24 protein-coding genes are annotated in these 25852 nt (G+C 64.5%); 18 read left to right on the top strand and 6 right to left on the bottom strand.

Annotated features, from left to right (window positions below):
- Positions 1–12: 12 nt before the first annotated feature.
- Positions 13–987, bottom strand: a complete 975-nt coding sequence (locus ACZ7GB_RS13155; RefSeq protein ID WP_083077009.1) for an ABC transporter ATP-binding protein — start codon at positions 985–987, stop codon at positions 13–15.
- A gap of 228 nt (positions 988–1215) precedes the next feature.
- Here ACZ7GB_RS13155 and ACZ7GB_RS13150 point away from each other — a divergent pair, with 228 nt between their 5' ends.
- The 4 genes from ACZ7GB_RS13150 to adh all read left to right on the top strand — a co-directional run bounded on the left by ACZ7GB_RS13150 (position 1216) and on the right by adh (position 7369).
- The gene (locus ACZ7GB_RS13150; protein ID WP_078550232.1) at positions 1216–1902 is read left to right on the top strand and encodes a GntR family transcriptional regulator; all 687 of its coding nucleotides are present in this window, start codon (positions 1216–1218) and stop codon (positions 1900–1902) included.
- Positions 1899–2717: a GNAT family N-acetyltransferase gene (locus ACZ7GB_RS13145; protein WP_078601355.1), complete on the top strand. Its 819-nt coding sequence runs from the start codon at positions 1899–1901 to the stop codon at positions 2715–2717. The genes ACZ7GB_RS13150 and ACZ7GB_RS13145 overlap by 4 nt, the downstream gene beginning before the upstream one ends.
- Positions 2718–3199: 482 nt before the next feature.
- Positions 3200–5575 carry a S8 family peptidase gene (locus ACZ7GB_RS13140; protein ID WP_472159012.1) on the top strand — a complete coding sequence of 792 codons (2376 nt, stop codon included), beginning with the start codon at positions 3200–3202 and terminating at the stop codon, positions 5573–5575.
- 267 nt (positions 5576–5842) lie between these two features.
- The gene (gene adh, locus ACZ7GB_RS13135) at positions 5843–7369 is read left to right on the top strand and encodes an aldehyde dehydrogenase (RefSeq protein WP_078520760.1); all 1527 of its coding nucleotides are present in this window, start codon (positions 5843–5845) and stop codon (positions 7367–7369) included.
- Positions 7370–7472: 103 nt separating this feature from the next.
- Here the strand turns inward: adh and ACZ7GB_RS13130 are convergent, their stop codons facing one another.
- Complete coding sequence (locus ACZ7GB_RS13130) at positions 7473–8366, bottom strand: AraC family transcriptional regulator (protein WP_078571025.1); 894 nt, start codon at positions 8364–8366, stop codon at positions 7473–7475.
- A 108-nt stretch (positions 8367–8474) separates the two neighbouring features.
- Entirely contained in the window at positions 8475–9359 is an 885-nt protein-coding gene (miaA, locus tag ACZ7GB_RS13125) for a tRNA (adenosine(37)-N6)-dimethylallyltransferase MiaA (RefSeq protein ID WP_472159010.1), read from the bottom strand.
- Positions 9360–9477: 118 nt separating this feature from the next.
- Between miaA and pyrH the strand changes: the two genes are divergently transcribed.
- The 14 genes from pyrH to ACZ7GB_RS13055 all read left to right on the top strand — a co-directional run bounded on the left by pyrH (position 9478) and on the right by ACZ7GB_RS13055 (position 22315).
- On the top strand, positions 9478–10209 hold the full coding sequence (gene pyrH / locus ACZ7GB_RS13120) for a UMP kinase (protein WP_078550242.1): 732 nt from the start codon (positions 9478–9480) through the stop codon (positions 10207–10209).
- An 89-nt stretch (positions 10210–10298) separates the two neighbouring features.
- Positions 10299–10862 (top strand): ribosome recycling factor, encoded by a 564-nt coding sequence (gene frr, locus ACZ7GB_RS13115; protein ID WP_078550245.1) that lies wholly within the window; start codon positions 10299–10301, stop codon positions 10860–10862.
- Between the two features lie 134 nt (positions 10863–10996).
- Positions 10997–11671, top strand: a complete 675-nt coding sequence (uppS, locus tag ACZ7GB_RS13110; RefSeq protein ID WP_472159105.1) for a polyprenyl diphosphate synthase — start codon at positions 10997–10999, stop codon at positions 11669–11671.
- Positions 11668–12465, top strand: coding sequence for a phosphatidate cytidylyltransferase (locus ACZ7GB_RS13105; RefSeq protein ID WP_279627338.1), 798 nt, complete (start codon positions 11668–11670; stop codon positions 12463–12465). Before uppS ends, ACZ7GB_RS13105 begins: the two co-directional genes overlap by 4 nt.
- Before the next feature lie 3 nt (positions 12466–12468).
- Positions 12469–13647: a 1-deoxy-D-xylulose-5-phosphate reductoisomerase gene (gene dxr / locus ACZ7GB_RS13100; RefSeq protein WP_472159009.1), complete on the top strand. Its 1179-nt coding sequence runs from the start codon at positions 12469–12471 to the stop codon at positions 13645–13647.
- A gap of 3 nt (positions 13648–13650) precedes the next feature.
- The gene (gene rseP, locus ACZ7GB_RS13095; RefSeq protein ID WP_472159007.1) at positions 13651–14991 is read left to right on the top strand and encodes an RIP metalloprotease RseP; all 1341 of its coding nucleotides are present in this window, start codon (positions 13651–13653) and stop codon (positions 14989–14991) included.
- Between the two features lie 102 nt (positions 14992–15093).
- Complete coding sequence (locus ACZ7GB_RS13090) at positions 15094–15267, top strand: hypothetical protein (RefSeq protein WP_166741394.1); 174 nt, start codon at positions 15094–15096, stop codon at positions 15265–15267.
- 289 nt (positions 15268–15556) lie between these two features.
- Complete coding sequence (gene bamA, locus ACZ7GB_RS13085; RefSeq protein ID WP_143595060.1) at positions 15557–17809, top strand: outer membrane protein assembly factor BamA; 2253 nt, start codon at positions 15557–15559, stop codon at positions 17807–17809.
- A 9-nt stretch (positions 17810–17818) separates the two neighbouring features.
- Complete coding sequence (locus ACZ7GB_RS13080; protein WP_472159006.1) at positions 17819–18706, top strand: OmpH/Skp family outer membrane protein; 888 nt, start codon at positions 17819–17821, stop codon at positions 18704–18706.
- 122 nt (positions 18707–18828) lie between these two features.
- Positions 18829–19290 (top strand): 3-hydroxyacyl-ACP dehydratase FabZ, encoded by a 462-nt coding sequence (gene fabZ / locus ACZ7GB_RS13075; RefSeq protein WP_078520753.1) that lies wholly within the window; start codon positions 18829–18831, stop codon positions 19288–19290.
- A 4-nt stretch (positions 19291–19294) separates the two neighbouring features.
- A complete protein-coding gene (gene lpxA / locus ACZ7GB_RS13070) occupies positions 19295–20092 on the top strand; it encodes an acyl-ACP--UDP-N-acetylglucosamine O-acyltransferase (protein ID WP_472159005.1) in 798 nt (265 codons plus the stop codon).
- The gene (locus tag ACZ7GB_RS13065; protein ID WP_472159003.1) at positions 20089–20904 is read left to right on the top strand and encodes an LpxI family protein; all 816 of its coding nucleotides are present in this window, start codon (positions 20089–20091) and stop codon (positions 20902–20904) included. Before lpxA ends, ACZ7GB_RS13065 begins: the two co-directional genes overlap by 4 nt.
- Positions 20901–22052, top strand: coding sequence for a lipid-A-disaccharide synthase (gene lpxB / locus ACZ7GB_RS13060; protein WP_472159002.1), 1152 nt, complete (start codon positions 20901–20903; stop codon positions 22050–22052). The genes ACZ7GB_RS13065 and lpxB overlap by 4 nt, the downstream gene beginning before the upstream one ends.
- Positions 22052–22315 carry a hypothetical protein gene (locus tag ACZ7GB_RS13055; RefSeq protein WP_472159000.1) on the top strand — a complete coding sequence of 88 codons (264 nt, stop codon included), beginning with the start codon at positions 22052–22054 and terminating at the stop codon, positions 22313–22315. Before lpxB ends, ACZ7GB_RS13055 begins: the two co-directional genes overlap by 1 nt.
- 21 nt (positions 22316–22336) lie before the next feature.
- Here the strand turns inward: ACZ7GB_RS13055 and ACZ7GB_RS13050 are convergent, their stop codons facing one another.
- The 3 genes from ACZ7GB_RS13050 to ACZ7GB_RS13040 form a co-directional block, all read right to left on the bottom strand.
- Positions 22337–23707 (bottom strand): aminotransferase, encoded by a 1371-nt coding sequence (locus ACZ7GB_RS13050; RefSeq protein WP_472158999.1) that lies wholly within the window; start codon positions 23705–23707, stop codon positions 22337–22339.
- A gap of 47 nt (positions 23708–23754) precedes the next feature.
- Positions 23755–25230 carry an NAD-dependent succinate-semialdehyde dehydrogenase gene (locus tag ACZ7GB_RS13045; RefSeq protein ID WP_472158998.1) on the bottom strand — a complete coding sequence of 492 codons (1476 nt, stop codon included), beginning with the start codon at positions 25228–25230 and terminating at the stop codon, positions 23755–23757.
- Between the two features lie 102 nt (positions 25231–25332).
- Positions 25333–25818 carry an Lrp/AsnC family transcriptional regulator gene (locus ACZ7GB_RS13040; RefSeq protein ID WP_152844310.1) on the bottom strand — a complete coding sequence of 162 codons (486 nt, stop codon included), beginning with the start codon at positions 25816–25818 and terminating at the stop codon, positions 25333–25335.
- Positions 25819–25852: the final 34 nt, after the last annotated feature.

The raw sequence follows: 25852 nt of genomic DNA, 5'->3' as shown, positions 1-25852 counted from the left end.
GGAGTATCGATTTCAGGCACGGAGGCGGTGCAGCCGCCCCTCATCCCAAGCAAGACGCACTTGCTCGCCCGGGTTTATGTCGTTGGAATAGAAGGCCTCGTCGCTCATCAGCGCGATGATCGGTTCCTGGCCCTCGGCCTGGGCGGTTACCGCGACGCGGTCGCCCTGATATTCGATCGCACTGACCGTCGCGGGCATCCCCTCGGGGCCAAGGCGCACTGCATCCGAGCGGATCGCATGGAGCTGCCCGTCGAGCGTGACCACGTTGTGGCCGCCCATGAAGCGCGCCACGAATTCGGTCCGGGGCGTGTTGAACACCTCGCGTGCGGGTCCGGCCTGTTCGATGACGGCATTGTTCATGACCACGACCTCGTCGGCGAGCGCGAGCGCCTCGTCCTGCCCGTGGGTGACATGAAGGAAGGTGATGCCGAGCTCGCGCTGCAGCCGCTTGAGCTCGGCACGCATCCGCACCCGCAGGAAGGGGTCGAGCGCGGAAAGCGGTTCGTCGAGAAGCAGTACTTCCGGTTCGGTGACCAGCGCGCGCGCCAGCGCGACGCGTTGCTGCTGCCCACCGGAGAGCTGCGTGGGAAGACGCTCGGAGAGATGCGCCATATCGACGAGTTCGAGAAGCTCCATCGCCTTGGCATGGCGCGCGGTCTTGTCGACGCCCTTCATCCGCAGCGAGAACGCGACATTGTCCTTGACCGAGAGATGCGGAAAGAGCGCGTAGTTCTGAAACATCATCGCCGTGCCGCGCTTGGCCGGGGGCAGGGCGGAGATATCAACGCCGTTCAGGCGGATCGCGCCTTCGCTCACGCTTTCATGGCCCGCGATCATCCGCAGGGTCGAGCTCTTGCCGCAGCCCGAGGGGCCGAGCAGGCAGACATAGCTGCCCGGCGCGAAGACATGATTGATCGCGTCCACCGCGACCGTGTCGCCGTAGCGCTTCGTCAGATTCACCAGCTCGAGATCATGTGCCGTTCGCATCGCATCGCTTCCCTTTGATCTGGGTTCAGCCTTCGGTGCGAACCGGACAGCTCGCCATCATTTTCCGAACTCACGGTGCCGTGAATCCGACCTTGCCTCGAATTTGAGCAGAAAAATTTTCTGCATGCGCAAAATTACGACACAACATTGTATACAATCCGAATCGAAGCGATCCAGCTTGTCCTCCGCGGATCGCCCGGGGCATCGTGTGAACGAAAGGAACTCAAGATGAACGACCCGCTCCCCGCCGCCCCGATGCCCGATACGATCGCCAATGATCTGGCGCTCGCGATTCACGAGCATCGGCTGATGCCGGGCACAAAGCTGTCGGAAGAGGAGCTGGGGGAGATATACGGTGTCTCGCGGACCATCATCCGCGCCGCGCTGCAGCGGCTGGCCCATGACCGGCTGGTGGAACTCAAGCGCAACCGCGGGGCCTATGTCGCGCAGCCCACGGTGCGCGAGGCGCGCGAGGTGTTCGAGGCGCGCGCTCTGCTCGAGCCGCGCACCGCGCGCTCGGCCGCCGAGCGGATCACTGAGGACGACCTCGCGGCCCTCCAACGTCATATCGACGAAGAACACGCGGCGATCGACGATGGCGAGGCGGGCCGGGCACTCTTTCTCTCGGGGCAGTTCCATCTCGAGATCGCACGGATTGCCGATCAGGCCACGATCACCGAATTCATCACCCAGCTGGTCGCGCGGTCTTCGTTGATCATCGCGCTCTATTGGCACCGGCGCGGGGCCCTGTGCGAAAGCCATGCCCACCATGCCTTGATGCGCGCCTTCGCGGAACGCGATGCCGACTTGGCGGAGGAGCTGATGAAAAATCACCTTCTCGACCTCCTCAGCTCTCTCGACTTGCGAAACCGCACCTCCGCGCCTGCGAGCCTGCGTGAGGCCTTGGGGGCATGATCCTGCGCAATGCCGATCTGTCAGAGTTGGAGACGGTTCTCGACTGGGCCGCCGCCGAGGGCTGGAACCCCGGCCTCGCGGATGCCGAGGCTTTCTACGCAGCCGATCCCCAAGGGTTCTTTGTCGCCGATGTGGATGGCGCGCCTGTGGCCGCGATCTCTGTGGTCAATCATGACGAGAAAGCCGCGTTTCTGGGTCTCTATATCTGCAAACCCGAAGCCCGGGGGCAGGGCATCGGGTTCGCCTTGTGGCAACATGCGCTGCGCCATGCAGGAGAGCGCAGCGTCGGCCTCGATGGTGTGGCGGCCCAGCAGGACAATTACGCGCGCTCCGGGTTTCGGCGTCAGGGCGCGAGTTTGCGGCTCACGGGGGTGCTGTCATGCGAAGACGACACGGGCATCGTGCTGGCCGAGCATGCTGACCTTGAGCACCTCATTGCGCTCGATGCGCAGGCATCTGGCGTGCGGCGGGACGCTTTCCTGAGCCGCTGGCTCGCGCCCGGCCCATCCCGTCAGACCGTCCGGCTCAGCGATGGCACAGGCTTCGCGACCGTCAGGCAATGTCGCGAGGGGCTCAAGATCGGGCCGATCATTGCCGAGCGGAGTGACGATGCGATGCGGCTGGCACGTGCCGCGGCGAACCGCTTTCCGACTGCGCCCGTCTCGATCGACCTGCCCGAGAGCAACGCGCCACTCAGGGCCCGTCTGTCGGAGTGCGGCTTCACCCCGGCTTTCGAGACGGCGCGCATGTATCGCGGCACCGCTCCGAAGACGACGGCGTCCTTGCAAACCATCGCAACGATGGAGCTTGGTTGAGCGCGCATCGACGTAAGTCAGACGCGGGGCGTTTGGCCGCCTGTTCTGTCATAGATGCGTGCTGTTCGCTCAACGTCGCGCGCCGCGGTACGCGACCCGCTACGCTGCAGATTGTGCCGAAAGGGGCCGATGCAACCCGACCGAGCGCCGCGATGACGTTTCAATTGTTCGTGTATCCGAAGCAACCGGCATGCTTGCGAGGCGCAGCGCATCCGACGTCCCGCCATCTGTGACTTCGTGAAGTAGGGTCAAGAAACATTGAGGTTTCGCACCGTGTCCACTGCGTTTCCAAGCGCGCTCTGATGAATTTTCCGAGGGCTCCCTGCGTCGCGATCAACACATGCCAGCGCGTTTAACCGATGCTTAACTCAAGTGTCGTTGAAGCAAGGGGAGAAGCACAGTATCGCTGAGGCTATCCAGACAAAAAGAAGACCGGACCTCCGCGAAGCAGGCATTTTTCCGCGAAAGGGATCTTGATGACGATGGGACGTATTCTGGCGGCGACGGCTTTGACCTCGCTTGCCGTCACACAGGTGCATGCACAGGATCTCACTCAACGGATCGCGCTCGCGGGTCGCACGACGGTCTCCTACGGTCTCGCGCAGGCTCCCGCCGCCGCGCCCGGTTCGCCTGATACCACTTCGGGAAATACTGCGGACACTGCCGCGGCCAGCACGACATCGGTGACCGGCTCCAACAGCATGCTCTTGCTCCTTGGCCTTGGTGTGGTGGGGCTGGCCGCCGCTGCGGGGGGAGGAGGAGGCGGGTCCTCGAGCTCATCCAGCTCCTCGAGCAACACCCAGCCGCCACCCTCGGGCAACGCGCCGTATACCGGCACTGGCGGCAGCGTCAGCAGTTTTGAGACTGACGAGTATTATGCAAGCGGCGGCCTTGCGCAGACCGAGGCAGCCTATCGCTACGCCGAGGGGGCCTATGGGCTGGGAACGCTCGTGTCGATCTACGATTCCGGCGCGGATGTGACCCATCCCGATCTCGCTGGCAACATCGATGGCGCGCTCTCCTACAGCTATTTCGACAACACCTCTGACGTCACCGACACCGACGGGCACGGCACGCATGTGGCCGGGATCGTTGCCGGTGTGCAGAACGGGCAGGGGATCGAGGGGATCGCCTGGGGGTCCAAGCTGATGATCCTGCAAGGCGTCGGAGGCTCGGTGCCTGCGGGCAGCTACGCCGATGCGGTCACGCGCTCGGTCAATGCCGGTGCGGTCTCGATGAACAACAGCTGGGCCTATGTCGACGGCAATAACAAGACACTCACGATCGACCAGTTTTCGAGCGCCGACCAGATCCGCCAACAGCTTGGGTCGGCCACCATCGACTCGCTCGACGCGGCGGCAAAGGCGGGCATGGTCAGCGTGTTCGCAGCGGGCAATGACGGTGGAGCCAATCCGAGCCTGATGGCGGGCCTGCCGGAGTATTTCCCGGAAATGGAAGGCTCGATACTTGGCGTCGTGGCCGTGGACAGCAACCACCAGATCGCCAGTTTTTCCAACCGCTGTGGCGAGGCGATGAATTACTGTCTCGCCGCGCCGGGCGTGGATATCCTCTCGACCTATCCGAGCGATCTTGGAAGCGATTACGCCTATATGAGCGGGACCTCGATGGCGACGCCCTATGTCACCGGCGCGGTTGCGGCGCTCAAGAGCGAGTTCCCCGAGCTCACCGGTCAGCAGATCGTGCAGATCCTCGAAAACAGCGCAACCGATCTCGGTGCGGTGGGGATCGACCCGATCTATGGCTGGGGCGAACTCAATCTGCGACAGGCTCAGGCACCGGCCGGAACGCTGAAAGTCGAGACGACCAGCTCGCTCGACGGTCCTTCCGTGCCCGCCACCCAGAGCACGATCAGCGCAACCCGCGGTGTCGCAGGCGCGCTGCGCGCGACACTCTCCAATCAGCGGATGATCGTCACGGATGCCTATGATCGCGGCTATCACGTGGCGGCGAGCAGCTTCGTGGCCGACTATGCCGATGCCCGCGCCGCGCAGGCCTCCACCGAGACTTTCGCGATGGGGGCGACCGCTCCGGTCAATTTCAGCGCAGGCACCGGTACCCTGTCGCTGTCGCATGGCGATAGCTCCGCGATTGCCGGAACGAAATGGGTCGACAGTGCCGCGATGGCCGCGCCCTATCTGAAATCTTTCGACACCGACTCCGCGCTTCACTACGAAATCGGTCTCGGCGATGGCGTATCGGCCTCGATTTCGCAGGCAGGCGGCGGCGCGGGCGATGTTAGCTCGCAATATATCGCCGGTTCGCTCAATGCCCGGTTCGGGGCCAGCACGCTTTCGATGACCGTCGGCAACCTGCACGAAGACGGCGGTTTCCTGGGCACCTCGGTGGGGGGCGCGTTCGGCGGCGGACTTTCGAGCAATACCCATTTCGTACAGCTTGGGATGAATGTCGCTCTCGGAGACGGGGCAACTCTCGAGCTTACGGCCGCCAATGGCAGCTCCAGCTTCTCCGGGAACGGTTTGCTCCAATCCGGGAGTGGGCTGCGGTCGAACGCTTATGCCATTGGCCTGAGCAAGACCGGGTTTCTGACCGGGGACGACCGCCTCTCTGTCGGGGTTTCGACGCCGATCGCGCTCGCCTCGGGGAAATTGACGATGAGCGTTCCGACCGCTGTCGGCGCAGCCATCGGAAATACGCGCTCCGAAAAGGTCGTGATGACGACAGCCTCGGTGAATATCGAAAGCGTGGCGCCTCAGCCCGACCTGCAGATCGGCTATTCGCGCAAGGCCGGGATCGGGCGGCTCGGTGCGGGGCTCGTCTACGAGCCGGGACAGAGTTCGGCGATGGGGGTTTCGCTGGGATGGACGGCGCGTTTCTGATCCGGGCGAGAGGGTCCGGAACGACTTGCCGTCGTGAAATCCACGTGTCTCAGGACTTCGCTTACTTACGCGAGCGCGACACACGCCGTCTTCGATAGTCTCAGCGCGCCTGCAAATCCTCAATGCTGCGGCTGCACCTGTCTCAGGCGCGAGACAGATGATGCATTCCACCAGCGCAGAGCGGCTATGCGCAGGGCGCGCGGTTCGGCAGGCTTATCCCATGGCGCGCAGCCCTGTCGGTTGCGCTCAAATCTGGGAGGAAGACCAATGGCCAACGATATGGCACCTGAATTCAAGGGCGTTTCGGTTTCGCCGTTCCGCGACCGTTATGACAACTTCATCGGCGGCAAATTCGTGCCCCCGAAAAACGGTAAATATTTCGACAACATCACGCCGATCACCGGCGGCAAGGTCTGTGAAGTCGCGCATTCCTCCGCAGAGGATATCGAAGCCGCGCTCGACGCAGCGCATGCCGCGAAAGACGCCTGGGGCAAGACTTCGGCTGCCGAGCGCTCGAACGTCCTTCTCAAGATCGCCGACCGGATCGAGGAAAATCTCGACCTGATCGCCGCCGCCGAGACCTGGGACAACGGCAAGCCGATCCGCGAGACCACGGCGGCCGACATTCCGCTCGCCGTCGACCATTTCCGCTATTTCGCGGGCGTTCTGCGCAGCCAGGAAGGCACGATGTCGGAAATCGACAACGACACCGTCGCCTATCACTTCCACGAGCCGCTGGGCGTCGTGGGTCAGATCATCCCGTGGAACTTCTCGGTGCTGATGGCGGCATGGAAACTGGCGCCTGCGCTGGCGGCGGGCAACTGCATCGTGCTGAAACCGGCCGAGCAGACCCCGGCGGCGATCCTCGTGGTGATGGAAGTCATCGCCGACCTGCTGCCCGATGGTGTGCTGAACATCGTCAACGGCTATGGCGCGGAAGTCGGCGCGGCGCTCGCGAGTTCCTCGCGCATCGCCAAGATCGCCTTCACCGGCTCCACCGCGACGGGCCGCAAGATCATGCAGGCCGCGACCGAGAACCTGATCCCGGTCACGCTCGAGCTGGGTGGCAAATCGCCCAACATCTTCTTCTCGGACGTGATGGCCGAGGATGACGCCTTCCTCGACAAGGCGATCGAGGGCTTCGTGCTCTTCGCCTTCAATCAGGGCGAGGTCTGCACCTGCCCGAGCCGTGCGCTCATTCAGGAAGACATCTACGAGAAGTTCATGGAGCGCTGCATCGCCCGCGTCGAAGCCATCAAGCAGGGCGATCCCCGCGCGATGGAGACGATGGTCGGTGCGCAGGCCAGCCAGGAGCAGCATGACAAGATCATGTCCTACCTGAGCATCGGTCGCGAAGAAGGGGCCGAGGTGCTGACCGGCGGTGACGCCGCGCGCTTCAACGGCGATCTGGCGAACGGCTTCTACATCCAGCCGACGATCCTGAAGGGCCACAACAAGATGCGTGTCTTCCAGGAGGAAATCTTCGGCCCGGTGGTGTCGGTCACGACCTTCAAGGACGAGGCCGAGGCGCTCGAGATCGCCAATGACACGATGTACGGCCTTGGCGCCGGTGTCTGGACCCGTGACGGCTCGCGTGCCTATCGCTTCGGGCGCGGGATCGAGGCAGGTCGCGTCTGGGTCAACAACTACCACGCCTATCCGGCCCATGCGGCCTTTGGCGGGTACAAGCAATCGGGCATCGGTCGCGAGACCCACAAGATGATGCTCGATCACTACCAGCAGACCAAGAACATGCTGGTCAGCTACAACCCGAACAAGCTCGGGTTCTTCTGATAGGGTTTACCTCCCCAAACCCCAGGCCGCGTCTGCAAAGGCGCGGCCCTTTTTCGTGTCGCTGGGTCGGATGGATCGGGCAGGTGGCCTGTCGCGACGCGGGTCAGCTCGCGCGGCGGAAGGCGTTCGGCGTGCTGCCGGTGCCGGCCTGGAAGGCGCGGGAGAAATAGCCCGGGCTGCGATAGCCCAGAAGCTGCGCGATATCCTTGATCGGGACGGGTGTGTCGCGCAGCAGGCGGCGCGCCTCGTAAAGCCGTCGTTCCTGCATCAGCTCCAGCGCCGATTTCCCGCAGGCATCGCGGCAGGCGCGCGATAGATGCGTGGGCGTGACGCCCAACTCGCGCGCGATATCCGCGACCGGCGTTCCCGCGCGATACTCGCGCTCGACCAGAACGGCGTAGCGCGTGACGAGACGGCGCGCAGCACTAGGCCGGATCGCCTCGTTCGCATTGCTCGCGATCTGCCGCTCGAGCCAGACACTCAGCAGGCCCAGATGGCTGCGCAGCGCGCGGTCGGCGGCGGGGCGCGTGCTTTCGCTTTCGCGCTGGATCGCCTCCAAGATCGAGCCGATCTCTCCCTGCGCGATCGCTTCGCGGATGCGCAGGTGATGGGCGGCAGGCGGCAGAGTGATGTCGGTGTCGCGGCCGAAGAACAGGGCCTGACCGTGTGTCTGGTTGGAAATCTCGAAGCCGTGCATCACGCCCGGCGGGATGAAAATCGCGTTATTGGGGCCGTAGCCGCGGGTCACGCCGCCCAGTGTGATCCGGCCTTGCCCGCGCGAGAACCACAGCAGGCAGGGTTCGGAATGGGCGCGCATCGCCTCCACCCGCCAGCGCCCGCCTTTGGCCAGATGCGCGATCTGCACCAGCCGCGGCTCACTCGGGGGGCTCGGCAGGTCGGTCGCGGTCTGCGCCGGGCCGGGCGAGCCGCTTGCGCCGGGCTTCACGGTTTTGGCCTGCGAGAGCTGCGAAAGGGGCGGTGTCGAAAAGAGCTTCACGATGCTTTGATCCTACGCGATTTCGGCGGGAGGATAGCCCGCAACTCTCGCGTGAACCAAGGAGTTTTCCAGAGAAGTCCGGGCGCGCAGTTGCCGCGGGGTCACAGTCTACGTGATCTTGTGCCACGCCTTCATGCGGCCACGAAACCAAGTGCGCTGCCGCTTCGCATATTGGCGACTTGCCGCCTGTGCGCGTTCTCGCGCCTCGCTCAGGTCGAGCGCGCCATGCAGATGCGCGATCAATTCCGGCGCCCCGATCGCCTTCGCCCAGAGCGCGTTCGGATCCCAGATCGGCTCCACCGCGCGGACCTCGTCGAGCGCGCCTTGTTCGAGCATCAGGTCGAAACGGCGGTCGATGCGGTCCGCCAGCCAGTCGCGATCCGGATCGAGGTGAAGCGGCGCCAGGGTGTCGAGCGGCAGAAGCGGCGGCGGGGTGCGGGCCTGCCACGCAGCAAGACCCTCGCCGGTGGCGCGCAGCACCTCCCACGCGCGCTGCACCCGCATCGGGTTCTGCGCGTCGATCTTCGCGCGGGTCGCATCGTCCAACTCGTCCAGCATCCCGGCATGGCCTTCCGAGAGCCGCCGCTGATCGGCCTCGGCGCGAATTTCCGGTGGCGTTTCAGGGATTTCCGCCAGTCCTCGCGTCAGGGCGGTGAAATAGAGCCCGGTGCCGCCCACGATGATCGGGCGCGGCCCGCCTGCGTGGAATGCTTCCAGATACGGGGTGACGTCGCGCAGCCAGTGGCCGACGGAATAGTCGGCGCCGGGATCGAGATGACCGTAGAGCGCATGCGGCGCGCGGGCCTCTTCCTCGGGCGAAGGGCGCGCGCTCAGCACCCGCCAACAAGACCAGACCTGCAGCGCGTCGGCATTGATCACCACGCCGCCCTCGGCCTCGGCGATCGACAGCGCCAGCGCCGATTTTCCGCTCGCCGTCGCTCCCGCGATCAGCACGGGCGTTCGCGGCGATATTTCGGGCAGGGCAGGCGGCATCGGCGGCTCTTGCAGGCTTTCTGGCGGGCTCGGGGCTCTACGCTTTCGCAAGAGGTTGAACCCCGGCTCTATTTGGATCATTTTGCGCGCCAATGACAACAGCCCATCGGAGGATCAGATGAGCACCGAGACGCATCCCGCGGCCAAATACAATCGCGTGCTACTGAAGATCTCGGGCGAGGCGTTGATGGGCGACCAAGGCTACGGCCTGCATCCGCCGACCGTCTCGCGTATAGCGCATGAAGTGAAATCGGTGCGCGATCTGGGCGTCGAGATCTGCATGGTGATCGGCGGCGGCAACATCTTCCGCGGGCTTGCGGGCTCGGCTCAGGGGATGGAGCGCACGACGGCCGATTACATGGGGATGCTCGCGACGGTGATGAACGCACTGGCGATGCAATCCGCGCTGGAAGGCCTCGGCGTCTTCACCCGCGTGATCTCGGCCATTCCGATGGATCAGGTCTGCGAGCCCTATATCCGCCGTCGCGCGGTGCGCCACCTCGAGAAGAAGCGGGTCTGCATTTTCGCTGCCGGCACAGGCAACCCCTATTTCACGACCGACACCGCCGCGACGCTGCGCGCCAACGAGATGTCCTGCGAGGCGATCTTCAAGGGCACCAAGGTCGATGGGGTCTATGACAAGGATCCGGTGAAATTCGACGACGCCAAGCGCTACGACACCGTCAGCTACGATGAAGTTCTGCAGAAGAACCTCGGCGTGATGGATGCCTCGGCGATCGCGCTCGCACGCGATAACAACAAGCCGATCATCGTGTTCTCGCTTGACGAGCCGGGTGGCTTCCGCGGCATTCTGGCAGGCGAAGGCACCTACACCAAAGTGCAGGGCTGAGCGCGGCGCGACGGTCACAAATGCTAGTTTTCGCCTGCGAGCTGCGCTAAAGCTCGGCCCGAGGCTCAACAAGAACGGGGAAATACCCAATGTCCGACGATATCGAGATCGACACCGATGACCTTGCCCGCCGCATGGATGGCGCAATGAGCTCGCTCAAGCATGAATTCGCGTCGCTGCGCACGGGCCGCGCCTCGGCCTCGATGGTGGAGCCGGTTCAGGTCGAAGCCTATGGCCAGATGACCCCGATCAACCAGGTCGGCACCGTGAACGTGCCCGAGCCGCGGATGGTCACGATCAACGTCTGGGACAAGTCGATGGTCGGCAAGGTCGAGAAAGCGATCCGCGAATCCGGTCTGGGCATCAATCCGCAGACCAACGGCACGATCATCATGCTGCCGATCCCGGAGCTGAACGAGGAACGCCGCCGCGAGCTGACCAAGGTCGCCGCCCAATATGCCGAGCACGCCCGCGTCGCGATCCGCAACGTGCGCCGCGACGGCATGGACCAGATCAAGAAGGCCAAGGCCGACGGCATGTCCGAAGACGACGTGAAGATCTGGGAGAGCGAAGTTCAGGACATGACCGACGCGCATATCGCCAAGGTCGACAAGGCGCTCGAAGACAAGCAAGCCGAGATCATGCAGGTCTGAGGCGTTTGCCTCAGCCCCCTGCGTCTTGAGCGAAAAGGATCACATTGCCGATGGCCCCTAGCATTCCCGACATCGCCCAGACCCCGCAGGGGCATGAGGGGGGCGCCCCGGCGCCGCTGCATGTCGCGATCATCATGGATGGCAACGGGCGGTGGGCCACCCAGCGGGGCTGGCCGCGTCTGGCCGGTCACCGCAAAGGGGCCGAGCAGATCAAGAAGGTCGTGCAGGCCGCGCCCGATCTGGGCATCCGCTACATGACGATCTACGCCTTCTCGACGGAGAACTGGAAGCGCTCGACGCAGGAAGTTCTCGGGTTGATGAAGATGTTCCGGCTGATGATCAAACGCGAGGCGGCGGAGCTGTCGCGTCAGGGCGTCGAGTTGCGCTTCATCGGCGATCGCACGCCGCTCGACCCGCTTCTGCGCGAGACGATGGACGCGATCGAGACCCGCACCAAGGGCAACTCCAAGCTGACGCTGGCGGTTGCGATCAATTACGGCGGGCGCGACGAGCTGAAACGCGCAGCCCAGTCGATTGCGCGCGACGTGGCCGCGGGCAAGTTCGCGGCCGAGGATATCGACGAGGCGATGATCTCGTCGCGGCTCGACAGCGCGGGCATGCCCGATCCCGATCTGGTGATCCGCAGCTCCGGCGAGACGCGGACCTCGAATTTCCTGCCCTGGCAGGCGGCCTATTCGGAATATGAATTCACGCCGACGCTCTGGCCCGATTTCACGCCGGACGAGCTGTCCGATATTCTCGATCGGTTTGCCGGGCGCGAGCGGCGCTTCGGCGGGGTTGCCTCGTGACGGAGACGCCGCGGACCGGCAAATGGGGCGATCTCGTCCCGCGGCTCGCCTCCGGGCTTGCGATGGTCGCGATCGGCCTCGCTGCGATCTGGTGGGGCGGTCCGGTCTTCGCGGCGCTCTCCGTGCTCGTGACGGGTCTGATGATCTGGGAACTCACCGCGATGCTGCGCCCCGAACGCCCCGGCAAGGCGGTCGGTCTGGGGCTCGTGGCGGCGGCTGCGCTGACTTTCGTCTTGGCGATCCATGAGCCTTATGGCCTGCTTTATCTGCTGATCGTGCCGATCATGGCGGCTGTGATCTGCACCGGGCGGCGCTGGCTTGGTGCGGGCTATGCGCTTGCGATCATGCTGACGGGCTATGGGCTCGTGGCGCTGCGTGAAGGGGCAGGGCTTGGCGCGATCACATGGATCGTCGCGGTGGTCGTTGTCTCTGATATCATGGGATATTTCGTGGGTCGCACGGTCGGCGGGCCGAAGTTCTGGCCCAAGGTCAGCCCGAAGAAGACATGGTCGGGCACGGTCGGCGGCTGGGTCGGCGCGGCGCTCGTGGGCTTTCTCTTCGCCCAGATGGGCGGCGGGCTCGCGATGATCTGGATTTCGCCGCTTCTGGCCTTCGCAGGCCAGCTGGGCGATATCGCCGAAAGCGCGATCAAGCGCGCGACCGGCGTGAAGGACAGCTCCTCGCTGATCCCGGGCCATGGCGGTGTGCTGGACCGCTTCGACGCGCTGACCGGCGCGGTCGTCTTCCTGATGCTGATCTCGCAGGTGATGACCCTGCCGCTGACGGAAGGCTGAACGATGCGGAAGGTTTCGGTCTTCGGGGCGACCGGCTCGATCGGCGAAAGCTGCTTTGATCTGCTGATGGCACAGGGCGGGGCGGAGGCCTACGACGTCGTCGCGCTGAGCGCGGGCCGCAATGTGGAGCGTCTGGCCGAGCAGGCCGTGGCGCTGAAGGCCGATCTGGCCGTGACCGCGTTCGACGAGTGTCTGCCGGCGTTGCGCGATGCGCTGGCCGGGACCGGGATCGAGGTGGCCGCCGGGCCGCAGGCGCTGATCGAGGCGGCCTATCGTCCGGCCGATTGGGTTCTGTCGGGGATCGTCGGCGCGGCGGGGCTCGCACCGGGCTTCGCGGCGCTCTCGCAAGGCGCGACGCTGGCGCTGGCCAACAAGGAATCGCTGGTGACCGCGGGGCCGCTTCTGATGGCCGAGGCGCGCGCGCATGGCGCGACGATCCTGCCGGTCGACAGCGAGCATTCCGCGATTTTCCAAGGGCTCGTAGGCGAGGATATCGCCGCGGTCGAGCGGGTGATCATCACCGCCTCGGGCGGCGCGTTTCGCGACTGGCCGATGGAGAAACTCGCCCATGCCACGGTGGCCGAGGCCTCGGCGCATCCGAACTGGGACATGGGGCAGCGGATCACGATCGACTCCGCGTCGATGTTCAACAAAGCTCTGGAAGTCATTGAGGCGAAAGAGTTCTTCGGCTTCGCGCCGGAGCAGATCGAAGTCCTCGTCCATCCGCAGAGCATCGTCCATTCGCTGGTCGGGTTCCACGATGGCGGGCTGATGGCGCATATGGGCGTGCCCGACATGCGCCATGCGATCGGCTATGCGCTCAACTGGCCCGCGCGCAAACCTCTGCCGGTCGAGAAGCTCGACTTGGCGAAGATCGGACAGCTCGATTTCCGCACCCCGGATCTGGAGCGGTTCCCCGCGCTGCGGCTGGCGCGCGATGTGATGGAGACGGGCGGTCTGGCGGGCACCGTGTTCAACGCCGCCAAGGAAGTCGCGCTCGATCTGTTCATCGCCGGTCGGATCGGATTTCTCGACATGGCCACGCTGGTCGAGAAGGTTCTGGGCGAGATGTCGCGGGACCAGGGTCTTGGAATCGCCGCAAAAGACCTCGATATGGTTCTGAGCTGCGACGCCGAAGCGCGGGCGCGCGCGATGGCGATTTGTGAACACGGAAGGATCTGAGTTTTGGACCTGCTGCCCCAATTCGGCAATCTGCTCTATACCGTGGTGGCCTTCGTCGTCGCGCTCTCGATCATCGTCGCGGTGCATGAATACGGCCATTACATCATCGGGCGGATTTCCGGGATCAAGGCGGAGGTCTTCTCGCTCGGCTTCGGGCCGAAGCTGATCAGCCGCGTCGACAAGCATGGCACGCGCTGGCAGATCGCCGCCGTGCCGCTTGGCGGCTACGTCAAGTTTCTGGGCGATGCGAATGCGGCCTCTGCCGGGGTCGATTCCGAGGAAATGGCCCATCTGAGCCCCGAGGAACGCCGCCACACGATGCATGGCGCGCCGCTTTGGGCACGGGCTGCGACCGTGGCGGCCGGGCCGGTCTTCAACTTCATCCTGTCGATCTGCGTGATCGCGGGGCTGAGCCTCTGGACGGGGCAGGCGACCGACACGCCCGCGATCCAGACGGTCGTGGCGCTGCCCGGCGGATCGGGCGATCTGCAGCAGGGCGATGTGATTGATGCGGTGGCGGGCAAGCCCACGCCGGATTATCAGGCGCTTTCCGATGTGGTCGATCAACTGCCCGCAGGCCCGACGCTCGATTACACCGTGACCCGCGATGGCAGCGAAATCGACGCGACGGGGCCACAGCTTTTCCCGGCGCGGTTTGCCGGCGTTCAGCCGGGCTCTGCCGCCTATGATGCCGGGCTGCGCGCGGGCGATGTGATCACCGCGATCGACGGCAAGCCGGTCTATCGCTTCGTCGATCTGCAGGACGCGGTGAAAGCGGGCGAGGGCAAGGCGGTCTCGCTCGATATCTGGCGGCCTGCGGGCGATGGCGGCGAGACCTTCTCCGTGACGCTGGCGCCGCGCCGAACCGATCTGCCGGTGGGCGACGGGCAGTTCGAGACGCGGTTCCTGATCGGGGCGACGGGTTCGTTCATGTTCGAGCCGGTGACGCAATCGGTCGGTCCGGTCGATGCTCTCGTCGGCGGCGCGCGGCAGACCTGGGGTATCATCACCCAATCGGTCTCGGGCATTCAGGCGATGATCGCACAGCGGATCTCGAGCTGTAACCTGACCGGGGCGCTGCGCATTGCCGAGACCTCGGCGGCGGCGGCGAAATCGGGTGTGCTCGATTTCATCTGGTTCATCGCGGTTCTGTCGACGGCAGTGGGCTTTCTGAACCTCTTCCCGATCCCGGTGCTCGATGGCGGGCACCTGATGTTCCACCTTTACGAGGCGATCACGGGCAAGCCGCCCTCCGATCAGCTGATGAACGTCTTCATGTCGATCGGGCTGGCGCTGGTGCTGACGCTGATGGTCTTCGGGCTCTGGAACGATCTGACCTGCTGAGCGGGGACGTGACGGCCCAGATTTCGCCACAATTGCCTCGCAATGCGGTCATGAAGGCAGGGTAGGGCACTCTTAGCGCAAATCGCGCGAAGGAGACCGCTCATGTCCGAGATCATCGCGCATCACTATCGCGAACTTCGCCCGTTGGTGGAAATCGTCGGGGACCGGCTGCTGTTCATCGCAGCGGTTCTGGTCGCGCTGTTCGGCGCGGCGCTGATCGGCATTCAATTGATCGACATTCTCGGCGGCGACGCTTCCAGCTTCCAGCGCATCTGAGCCGGTCCGAAAAGGGCACGAAACGCCCGCAAAATCCCTTCATCGTCGATCCCGGGGCCGCCTTCGCGGCCCTTTCTTTCGTGGCAAGATGATCGCGCTCCACAAAATCTCGGGTCTGAGCCCCCATCCCAGCTTTGACATCGCTTACGCCCTTCGGTACGACCCTTATCAAAGGGAAAAAGTGAACTTCCGGCGGGAGAGGGCGATGTCTATGAGCGTGCAAACTATGCTGAGACTCTGTGCGACGCGAAAGGCACTGCGGGCCAGCGTAGTATTTCCAGCAGTTGCAATGAGTTGCCTTGCGGTTCCCGTGATCGCTCAGGCGCAGCAATACAGTTTCTCGCAGGTGGTGATCACCGGTAACGAGCGCGTCGACGCGGCGACGATTCTGTCCTTCGCCAGAATCGCCCGCAATCAAGCCGTCACCGCAGCCGATCTCAACGCCGCTTACCAGCGTCTGACGAATTCCGGCCTGTTCGAGAACGTTGCAATCACGCCGCAGGGCAACACGCTCAAGATCGCCGTGACCGAATATCCGACGATCAGCGTGATCAATTTCGAAGGCAACAAGATCATCAAGGACGAGCAGCTCGCCACGATCATTCAGGCGAAGCCGAACCGCGTCTACAATCCCGCCCAGATCGAAGCCGACGCCCAGCGTCTGGCGCGCGCCTATTCCGAGGACGGCCGCATGGCCGCCCGTGTGGTGCCGAAGGTCATCCGCCGCGACAATAACCGCGTCGACGTCGCCTTCGAGATCAAGGAAGGCAAGGTCACCTCGATCGAGCGCGTGACCTTCACCGGCAACCGCTCCTATTCGGACCGTCGTCTGCGTCAGGTGCTCGAGACGAAGCAGGCGGGGATCTTCCGCACCTTCGTCAAGAACGACACGTTCAACGCGAACCGGATCCCGGTCGACCGTCAGAAGCTGATCGATTTCTACCAAGCGCGCGGCTACAAGAACGTGCAGGTCACCGGCGTGTCCTCGCAGATGTCGCGCCAGCGCGATGCGTTCTTCATGACCTTCAACATCATCGAAGGGCAGAAATACCACTTCAACTCGATCAACACGACTTCCGAGATCGACGGCGTCGCGCCTGACGATTTCGCGCCGCTTACCAAGATCCGCCAAGGGCAGACCTTCTCGCCGAAAGCGATCGAACTGGCCGTGACCCGGATGGAGCAGCTTGCGATCAAGAAGGGCATCCAATTCGCCCGCGTCGAGCCGCGCATCACCCAGGACCCGCGCACGCAGTCGGTCAATGTCGATTTCGTGCTGGTCCGTGGCCCGCGCGTCTTCGTGCAGCGCATCGACATCGAGGGCAACACCGCGACGCTCGACCGGGTGGTCCGGCGCGAGTTCCGGACGGTTGAAGGCGACCCCTACAACCCGCGTGAGATCTCGAACGCCGCCGACCGCATCCGCGGCACCGGCTACTTCAAGTCGGTCGACGTGAACACGAAGCCGGGCAGCAGCTCCGATCAGGTCGTGGTGGACGTGAATGTCGAAGAGCAGCCCACCGGCTCGCTTGGTTTCGGCGCCTCCTATTCGAATTCGGACGGGATCGGTTTCAACGCCTCGTTGGAAGAGAAGAACTTCCTCGGTCGCGGGCAGTATCTCGGCGTGTCGATCGGCACGACCAAGGACAATAACAGCTCCAGCTTCCGGTTCATCGAGCCGGCGTTCCTCGGACGTGACGTGGCGCTGAAGTTCTCGGCCGCCTATGCGACCTCGAGCTCGGCGTCGAACACCGCTTACGACACGCGCCGCATCAGCGTCGAGCCGGCACTGGAATTCCCGGTCTCCGAGCGCGGCCGTCTGCAGGTGAGCTACAAGATCGGCGAAGACACGTTGAACAACGTGCCGAGCGACTCCTCGGCAATCCTGCTGAACGAAGAAGCCGACAAGGGCACGCAGCGTTACAGCGGCCCGGGTCTGCGCTACAGCTATGATACCGCGCGCGAACAGATCGACCCGCGCTTCACCTGGCGGTTCAACGTCGATCAGCAGTTCTGGGGCGTCGGCGGCGACGTGAAAGGCGGCCAGACCACCGCGAAGATCGTCGGCGAGCGCAAGATCTTCAACGAGGAAGCGACGTTGCGCGCCTCGCTCGAAGGCGGCGCGGTCGATGCCACGGACGGTTCGACGATCCTGCAACGCTTCTCGGGCAGCCAGATCCGCGGCTTCGAGAGCTACGGCATCGGTCCGCGTGACCTCAATGCGGGCAATACCGACGCGCTCGGCGGCAATTACTACTGGGTCGGCAAGGTCGAAGCGGAATTCCCGATCGGTCTGCCCGAGGAATACGGCATCACCGGCGGCGTGTTCTGGGACGTGGGCTCGGTCTGGGGTCTGGACGACACGACCGGGACCGGCGGCAACGAAGTCGACGACTCGATGCATGTCCGCTCGGCGGTCGGTGTCTCGATCTTCTGGAAATCCGCGATCGGTCCGCTGCGTCTGAACTTCTCGCGGGCGATCAAGAAAGAAAGCTACGACAAGACCCAGAACTTCGATCTGTCGCTTTCCACGCAGTTCTAAGGGCGCGCGATGCGTCTGAGCAGCGTCACCGTTTCCTTCATTGCAGCCGCGCTGGCCTTCGGGCCCGGCGCGGCTGTCGCGCAATCCGCGGTGCAGACGCCCCACACGCAGGCGCCTGCAGCCGGGCCGCGCGTCCAGCAGAGCGCGGTCCTCACCCTCGATTGGGAGCGGCTCTACGACAACTCGCTGTGGGGCAAGCGGGTGCAATCCGAGATCGAGTCCGCTTCGAGCGCGCTGCGCAAGGAAAACGACCGGATCGCCAGTCAACTCGAGGCGGAAGAGCGCAAGCTCACCGAGGAGCGGCTGACGATGCCCTCGGATCAGTTCCAGCAAGCCGCCGATGCCTTCGACACGCGGGCGACCGATATCCGCAAGGCCCAGAAGGCCAAGGCCGATGCGATCCAGCGCCAGTTGAATCAGGAACACCAGACCTTCGTGCAAACCGTGGTGCCGCTGCTCGACGAGGTGCTGAAGGCGCGCGGCGCAGTCGTGGTGCTCGATTCCCGCGCGATCATTCGCGGGCTCGCGCAGGCCGATGTAACGGCTGAACTGGGCGCGCGCGTCGACAAGGAGATCGGGGACGGGGCCGGGCGCGTGACGCCCTTGGTGCCGCCGACGTCGAACGGGGGCTCGGCGGATGCGGCTCAAGGTGCGCCCGCGACGCCGGACCAGCCTGGTTCGAACCAGCCCGCTTCGGGCCAATCGTCAAGCGGCGCAGGCGCGGATCAAAACGGCGAGGCGGGTGTCTTTGTCGACAGCAGCCCCAACTCCGCTGGCAAATCGGGCGGCAATTCCACGCTCGACGGCGCGACCCGAGATGCGCCGGGACTACCGCTCGGTCTGCCGGTCGAAGATAACAATCAGGTTGCGCCGACCGACACCGCACCAGCGCAATAGCAAGCGCGCGCTGCTTGCCAAGCGGGGCCGCGATTGCTAGCAACAATCCAAAAGCGACGATCGCGTGATGCGGCAAATTGGTACCGCCGCAGGCGCAGTGCGCCCAAGAACGAGGACAGCTCATGACCGAACCCGCCCCCTATACCGAAGCCGATCTGTCGCTCATCAAGCGCATCATTCCGCATCGGTATCCGTTCCTGCTGATCGACAAGGTGCGTGACATCGTCCCGAACAAGGGCGCGGTCGGCATCAAGAACGTCACCGCGAACGAGCCGCATTTCCAGGGCCACTTCCCGGAAGAGCCGATCATGCCCGGTGTCACCATCGTCGAGGCGATGGCGCAGACCTCTGCCGTGGTGGTTGGGATCTCGCTCGACGTGATCGACAAGCCGCTGCTGACCTATTTCATGGGTATCGACAAGTGCAAGTTCCGCCGCAAAGTGGTGCCGGGCGACGTGCTCGAACTGCATGTCACCGTGAAGCGCGGCGGCGGCAAGATCTGGAAATTCGAAGGCCGGGGTACGGTGAATGGTGAACTGGCGGCCGAAGCCGAGTTCACCGCCATGATGGACCTTCAGGGCTGAATGCATGAGCATTGACCCAAGCGCGCAGATCCACGCGTCCGCGGTGATCGAACCCGGCGCGGTGATCGGTCCGGACTGCCGGATCGGTCCGTTCTGCGTGATCGGCCCCGAGGTTGTGCTGGGCCGGGGCGTCAGCCTGCAAAGCCATGTCGTGCTGCAGGGCGCGACCGAGATTGGCGAGGAGACGCAGATCTTTCCCTTCGCCTCGCTCGGGCAGATCCCGCAGGATCTCAAATTCAAGGGCGAGAAGACGCGGCTCAAGATCGGCAAGCGCAACCGCATCCGCGAATACGTCACGATGAACACCGGGACGGATGGCGGCGGTGGGCTCACTCAGGTGGGTGATGACGGGCTGTTCATGTCGTCCTGCCATGTCGGGCATGACTGCAAGATCGGCGACCGTGTAATCCTTGTGAATTCCGTGGCGCTCGCGGGGCATTGTCAGCTTGAGGATGACGTCATCGTTGGTGGTCTGTCAGGCGTGCACCAATTCGTCCGGATCGGGCGCGGCGCGATCATCGGCGCGCTGTCTATGGTGACGGCGGATGTGATCCCGCATGCCTTGGTCGCGGGACCGCGCGCGGGGCTCGAAGGGTTGAACCTCGTGGGGCTGAAGCGCCGTGGCACGCCGCGCGAGGAAATCTCCGCGCTGCGCAAGACCGTCGAGGCACTCGGTCAGGGCAGCTTCCGCGAAAGCGCGCGAACGCTCTCGGAAGAGGGCGTCGAAGGCGAATTGGCGCGCGAAGTGCTCGATTTCATCCTCGGCCCGTCCGAGCGCAGCTTCCTGACGCCCGGCAAATGAGCGGGGGCACGCATACCGCGCTGATCGCCGGGGCTGGCCGTCTGCCCGCGATCCTGACCGAGGCCGTTCCGGATCTTCTCGTCTGCGAAATGATCGGCGCGCCTTGCGATCTGGACGGCGAGCATCTGCGCTTTCGGATTGAGCGGCTGGTGCCGTTTCTCGACGAACTGGCCGATCGCGGGATCGAGCGTGTGGTGTTCGCGGGCGCGATGCAGCGTCCGGCGATCGATCCCGAGCAGTTCGATCCCCGCTCGGCGCAGCTGGTGCCGCGGCTCGCGATGGCGATGCAGGCGGGCGACGATGCGACGCTGCGCGCGGTGATCGAGGTGTTCGAAGAGTTCGATCTGCAGGTCGTCGGCGCGCATGAGATCGCGCCCGCGCTGCTGCCCGAGGCGGGCGTGCTATGCGGCAAACCGTCCGTCGTGGACGAGGAAGATGCCGAGCGTGGGGCCGAGATTGTGGCCGCGCTTGGGGCGTCTGATATCGGTCAGGGCGCGGTCGTCGGGCGCGGGCTTTGCCTTGCGGTCGAGACCCTGCCGGGTACCGATGCGATGCTGGAATTCGTGCAGCACCACAAAGGCTTGCGCGGCGATCTTAAAGCGGTGAAGGGAGTCTTCTACAAGGCGCCAAAACCCGATCAGGACCGTCGTGCCGATCTGCCTGCCATCGGCGTCGAGACGGTCAAGAACGCCGCCGCCGCTGGCCTTTCGGGCATCGCCTTCGAGGCGGGCGGCGTGATGCTTCTGGATCGCGACGCGGTCATCGAGGCCGCCGAGGCTGCGGGCCTCTTTCTCTGGGCGCGAGCGTCATGAGGCTCTACGTCATCGCGGGCGAGGCATCGGGCGACAAGCTCGGCGGCGCCCTGATGGCGGGGATCAACGGGCTTGCGCCGGGCGTCGAGTGGTCCGGCATCGGCGGCGAGGAGATGGGCACGCAGGGGCTGACCAGCCTGTTCCCGATGGAAGAACTGTCGGTCATGGGGCTGATGGAGGTCCTGCCGAAATACCGCCATCTGAAACGCCGCATCGCCGAGACCGCGGATCACGTGGTCGAAAGCGGTGCCGAGGCGCTGATCACGATCGACAGTCCCGATTTCTGCCTGCGCGTGGCGCGGCTGGTGAAAGAAAAGCGCCCTGATCTCAAGGTGATCCACTATGTGGCGCCCTCGGTCTGGGCATGGCGTCCGGGGCGCGCGACGAAGATGGCGCGGGTGGTCGATCACGTGCTTGCGCTGCTGCCGTTCGAGCCGCCCTATATGGAAGCCGCCGGGATGAGCTGCGATTTCGTGGGCCATCCCGTCGTGGCCGAGCCGCGCGCGACCGGGGCAGATGCCGCAGCCTTCCGCGAGACCCATATGATCGGCGAAGACCAACCGCTGGCGCTGTGTCTGCCGGGCTCGCGGCGCGGCGAGGTCAAGCGGCTTGGGGCCCGGTTCGACGAAGCGCTGATGCAGCTGCGCGACCGCGAGCCGGGGCTGCGTGTCGTGCTGCCCACCGTGCGGGGCGTCGCGCCGATGGTGCGCGAGATGACGGCGCGCTGGCCGGTCGCGCCGATCGTGGTCGAGAATGCCGACGACAAGCGCGCCGCCTTTGCTGCTGCCGATATCGCGCTGGCGGCCTCGGGCACGGTCAGTCTGGAGCTGGCGGCGAACCGGGTGCCGATGGTGATCGCCTATGACGCGAATTTCCTGACCTGGCACGTGATCTCGCGGATGCTCAAGATCGATACGGTGACGCTGGTCAATCTGGTCTCCGAGACGCGGGTGATCCCGGAATTCCTCGGGCCCGACTGCAAGCCGCGTGACATCTCGGCGAAAATGCTTGAGTTGCTGGAAGAAGACGCGGCCCGCGACGAGCAGATGGCCGCGATGGAAGAGGTGATGCGCCGTTTGGGCGAGGGCGGTGAGCCGCCGGGTCTGCGCGCGGCGCGTTCGGTTCTGGAGTTTCTCGGGAGGGCGTGATGCGCGTCTTTTTGACTGTTTTTCTGACAATCTGGGCCGGGGCCGCCTTGGCCGAGACCGATCCGGCGCAGCTTTTCGCGCAATCCTGCGGGCGCTGTCATCGGGATGCAGAGCGGATGGTCGCAAAGATCGACTGGACCGCAGATACGCAAACGCCCGAGGCGCGGCGCGACTGGTTCGACGATTTCATGGTGCGTCACCATTCGCCCGATCCAGACAGCCGCGCGGCGATTGCCGAATGGCTGGCAGGGATCGCCTCGTAAGACGACCCCTGCCGAGGGGCCTTAGCCCAGAACCGATTTGACGGCATCGGCGGTGACTTCGACGATCTTGTCGGCCTCCGCCTCGGTCAGGCACAGCGGCGGGGCAAGGCCGAGGATGTCGCCCTGCGGCATCGCGCGCCCGATCACGCCACGCTCGACCATCGCGCCCGCGATCTTCGCGCCGATCTTGTCGGATGCGTCGAAGAAGCTGCGGTTGTCGCGATCGGCCATGAATTCCACCGCGCAGAGCATGCCTTCGCCGCGGATATCGCCGACATTCGCGTGCTCGCCGATAGCGGCGCGCATCTGGTCATTGAGGTATTTGCCGACCGCGCCCGCATTCTCGACGAGGCCCAGCTTGTCGATCAGTTCGAGGTTCGCGACACCGGCCGCAGCCCCGATCGGGTGCGCCGAATAGGTCCAGCCGTGGCCGATCGGGCCGTTCTCGTCGGTGCCCTGCTCCAGCACTTTCCACATCTTGTCGGAAACGATCGTGCCCGAGAGCGGCGCATAGGCCGAGGTCAGACCCTTCGCGATCGTGATCAGGTCGGGCTTCATGCCGTAGTGATCCGAGCCGAACATGCTCCCCAGACGCCCGAAGCCGGTCACGACCTCGTCGGCGATCAGCAGGATGTCGTATTTGTTCAGCACCTTCTGGATCGCGTCCCAATAGCCCGCGGGCGGGGGCACGATGCCGCCGGTGCCCAGAACCGGCTCGCCGATGAAGGCGGCGATGGTGTCGGGGCCTTCGCGTTCGATCAGCTGCTCCAGCTCGGACGCGCAATAGGCGGTGAAGGCCTCTTCCGACATCGCCTCATCGGGGCGGCGGTAGTAATAGGGCGCCTCGGTGTGGATCACCTGGCTCAGCGGCAGGTCGAACTTCTTGTGGAACAGTTCCAGACCCGTCAGCGAGCCGGTCATCAGGCCCGAGCCGTGATAGCCGCGCCAGCGCGAGATGATCTTCTTCTTCTCGGGGCGGTTCAGGATGTTGTTGTAATACCAGACCAGCTTGATGTTGGTCTCGTTCGCATCCGAGCCCGACAGACCGAAATAGACCTTCGACATGTGATCGGGCGCGCGGTCGAGGACCATATGCGCCAGCGTGATCGAGGCTTCCGTGCCGTGGCCGACATAGGCGTGGTAATAGGCCAGCTCCTTCGCCTGCTCGGCGATGGCCTCGGAGATCTCGGTGCGCCCGTAGCCCACGTTCACGCAGTAGAGGCCTGCAAAGGCGTCGAGCAGTTTGTTGCCGTCGCGATCCTCGATGAACACGCCTTTGCCGCCGGTGACGATGCGGTTGGGAGACTCGCCGCGCGCGTGCTGGGCGAGATGGGTCGAGGGGTGGAAGAAGCTTTCGCGATCCCACTTGTCGAGTTGGTCATTGGTCAGCAATTTTCTCTCCTTCTTCTTGTCTTGGGCCGTCCGGGCAGGCGGGGGAGTTAACCCCAATCCCGACAGACGTATTTGATTTCCATGAACTCTTCCATTCCGCGACGCGAGCCTTCGCGGCCGAGGCCGGATTGCTTCATGCCGCCGAACGGGATCGGCGCGCCGGTGACCTTGGTGCGGTTGACCGCGACCATGCCGAATTGCAGCGCGCGGGTGGCGCGGTAGATGCGTTTCGGGTTCTGGCTGTGGACGTAGGCCACCAGCCCGTATTCGGTCGCGTTGGCTTTGGCGAAGACTTCTTCTTCCGTGTCGAAGACGGTGATCGGGGCGACCGGGCCGAAGGTCTCTTCATGCATGATCTTGGCATTATCAGGCACGTCGGTCAGCACGGTCGGCGCGAAGAACAGCGGGCCGCGATCGAGCCGTTTGCCTCCGCAGGCCAGTTTCGCGCCCTTGGCCAGCGCGTCGGCGACGTGCTCTTCCTGTTTGGCCACGGCCTTTTCGTTCATCAGCGGGCCGATATCGGGATCTTCCATGCCGATGCCCACGGTGAGTGCCTGCGTGGCTTCGGTGAAGCGGCGGCAAAACTCGTCATAGACGGGGCGCTCGACATAGATCCGGTTCGCGCCGAGGCAGTCTTGGCCCGAGGTCGCGAATTTCGCCTTGATCACCTCTTCCACGGCCTGATCCAGATCGGCGCCCTTGAAGACGATCACCGGGGCGTGGCCGCCCAGTTCGAGGACCAGCCGCTTCACGGTCTGAGCCGATTGGCGATAGAGCAGGCGGCCCACTTCGGTCGAGCCGGTGAAGGAGAGCGCGCGCACGCGGGTGTCGTCGCACCACGGCTCGACGATTTCCGGGGCGTGGCCGGTCAACACGTTGAACACGCCTGCGGGAAGGCCCGCGCGCTCGGCCAGTTCCGCCAGCGCCAGCGCCGAATAGGGCGTCTCATGCGAGGGGTGGGCGACCACGGTGCAGCCAGCCGCGATGGCGGCGGCGGCCTTGCGGGTCAACATCGCGGCGGGGAAGTTCCACGGCGTGACGAGGCCCACGACGCCCACGGGTTCGAGCCACAGCTCCACCTCTGCGTCATGCAGATGCGAGGTGACGCCCTCGATATTCGGGCGCTTGGCCTCTTCGGCATAGTATTCGATGAAGCTCGCCGCATAGTCGATCTCGCCCAGAGCTTCGCTGAGCGGCTTGCCCTGTTCGAGCACCATGATCCGCGCGAGATCGTCCTTTGCCTCGATGATCAAGTCGAACCAGCGGCGCAGGATGGCGGAGCGTTCCTGCGGCAGCGTCATCGACCAGTCGAGAAAGGCGGCTTGGGCGGCATCGACCGCCGCGCGCGACTGGCTGCGGTTGAGCGCGGTGATATCGCCCAGACGTTCGGCATTGGCGGGGTTGGTAACTGGAATGACCTCGCCCGTCTCGCCCGCGATCCAGCGGCCGTTTACATAGGCAAAGCTGCGCAGCAGGCGCTTGTCGGCAATATCGGGGCGGGCGGAAATGGCGGTGTCGAGCATGAGAGACCTCCTTGGTTGAGATCACTCTGCGCCCGATTTCACAGGGTAATAGTCCGAATGGACTGCGCGGGCCCCGGATTTGGGCTGAAATAGCGCCGTCCGTCAGTCCATTTGGTCTGCGAAGAGGTCGAAGGGGGGCATGGCGGCGTTCTTCACCTCTTTCGTGACGATATAGGTGAAGTAGCGCGCGATGCCGATCCGCGCGTCCAGCATCGAGTCGATCAGCCGCTGATAGGCGTCGATGTCGCGGGTCACGATCTGCATCAGATAATCGAAGCCTCCGCCCAGAGCCCAGCAACCCACAACCTCCGGGTGCTGATCCAGTGAACGCTCGAATGTCTGGAAACTGGCGGCGGTGTGATCGGCCAGTTCGGCAGCGACGAACAGCGTCACATGCGGCCCGAGCTTCTTGAGGTTGAAGGTCGCGCGATAGCCCGCGATCAGTCCCGCTTTCTCCAGCTTTTTCAGCCGGTCCCAGGCGGGCGTCGGCGAGAGGTTGATCTTCTCGGCCAGCGCCGCCTTGGTGATGCGGCCCTCGCGCGCCAGCACGCGCAGAATTTCGATATCGCGGGGGTCGAGCTTGATCATGGCGCCACGCTACACCGGGTTAACGCCCTGCGCA

This window comes from Thioclava sp. PTB-PU3-1, assembly GCF_055666785.1.
Note: the sequence above shows the minus strand (reverse complement) of the source record. Positions and strands in the feature narration are given on the sequence as shown.

Excerpts from the sequence above, each read along its gene's own strand:
- ACZ7GB_RS13155 (WP_083077009.1), bottom strand. The coding sequence starts at position 987 with ATGCGAACGGCACATGATCTCGAGCTGGTGAATCTGACGAAGCGCTAC.
- ACZ7GB_RS13150 (WP_078550232.1), top strand. The coding sequence starts at position 1,216 with ATGAACGACCCGCTCCCCGCCGCCCCGATGCCCGATACGATCGCCAAT.
- ACZ7GB_RS13145 (WP_078601355.1), top strand. The coding sequence starts at position 1,899 with ATGATCCTGCGCAATGCCGATCTGTCAGAGTTGGAGACGGTTCTCGAC.
- ACZ7GB_RS13140 (WP_472159012.1), top strand. The coding sequence starts at position 3,200 with ATGGGACGTATTCTGGCGGCGACGGCTTTGACCTCGCTTGCCGTCACA.
- adh (WP_078520760.1), top strand. The coding sequence starts at position 5,843 with ATGGCCAACGATATGGCACCTGAATTCAAGGGCGTTTCGGTTTCGCCG.
- miaA (WP_472159010.1), bottom strand. The coding sequence starts at position 9,359 with ATGCCGCCTGCCCTGCCCGAAATATCGCCGCGAACGCCCGTGCTGATC.
- pyrH (WP_078550242.1), top strand. The coding sequence starts at position 9,478 with ATGAGCACCGAGACGCATCCCGCGGCCAAATACAATCGCGTGCTACTG.
- frr (WP_078550245.1), top strand. The coding sequence starts at position 10,299 with ATGTCCGACGATATCGAGATCGACACCGATGACCTTGCCCGCCGCATG.
- uppS (WP_472159105.1), top strand. The coding sequence starts at position 10,997 with ATGGATGGCAACGGGCGGTGGGCCACCCAGCGGGGCTGGCCGCGTCTG.
- dxr (WP_472159009.1), top strand. The coding sequence starts at position 12,469 with ATGCGGAAGGTTTCGGTCTTCGGGGCGACCGGCTCGATCGGCGAAAGC.
- ACZ7GB_RS13090 (WP_166741394.1), top strand. The coding sequence starts at position 15,094 with ATGTCCGAGATCATCGCGCATCACTATCGCGAACTTCGCCCGTTGGTG.
- bamA (WP_143595060.1), top strand. The coding sequence starts at position 15,557 with ATGAGTTGCCTTGCGGTTCCCGTGATCGCTCAGGCGCAGCAATACAGT.
- ACZ7GB_RS13080 (WP_472159006.1), top strand. The coding sequence starts at position 17,819 with ATGCGTCTGAGCAGCGTCACCGTTTCCTTCATTGCAGCCGCGCTGGCC.
- fabZ (WP_078520753.1), top strand. The coding sequence starts at position 18,829 with ATGACCGAACCCGCCCCCTATACCGAAGCCGATCTGTCGCTCATCAAG.
- lpxA (WP_472159005.1), top strand. The coding sequence starts at position 19,295 with ATGAGCATTGACCCAAGCGCGCAGATCCACGCGTCCGCGGTGATCGAA.
- ACZ7GB_RS13065 (WP_472159003.1), top strand. The coding sequence starts at position 20,089 with ATGAGCGGGGGCACGCATACCGCGCTGATCGCCGGGGCTGGCCGTCTG.
- lpxB (WP_472159002.1), top strand. The coding sequence starts at position 20,901 with ATGAGGCTCTACGTCATCGCGGGCGAGGCATCGGGCGACAAGCTCGGC.
- ACZ7GB_RS13055 (WP_472159000.1), top strand. The coding sequence starts at position 22,052 with ATGCGCGTCTTTTTGACTGTTTTTCTGACAATCTGGGCCGGGGCCGCC.
- ACZ7GB_RS13045 (WP_472158998.1), bottom strand. The coding sequence starts at position 25,230 with ATGCTCGACACCGCCATTTCCGCCCGCCCCGATATTGCCGACAAGCGC.
- ACZ7GB_RS13040 (WP_152844310.1), bottom strand. The coding sequence starts at position 25,818 with ATGATCAAGCTCGACCCCCGCGATATCGAAATTCTGCGCGTGCTGGCG.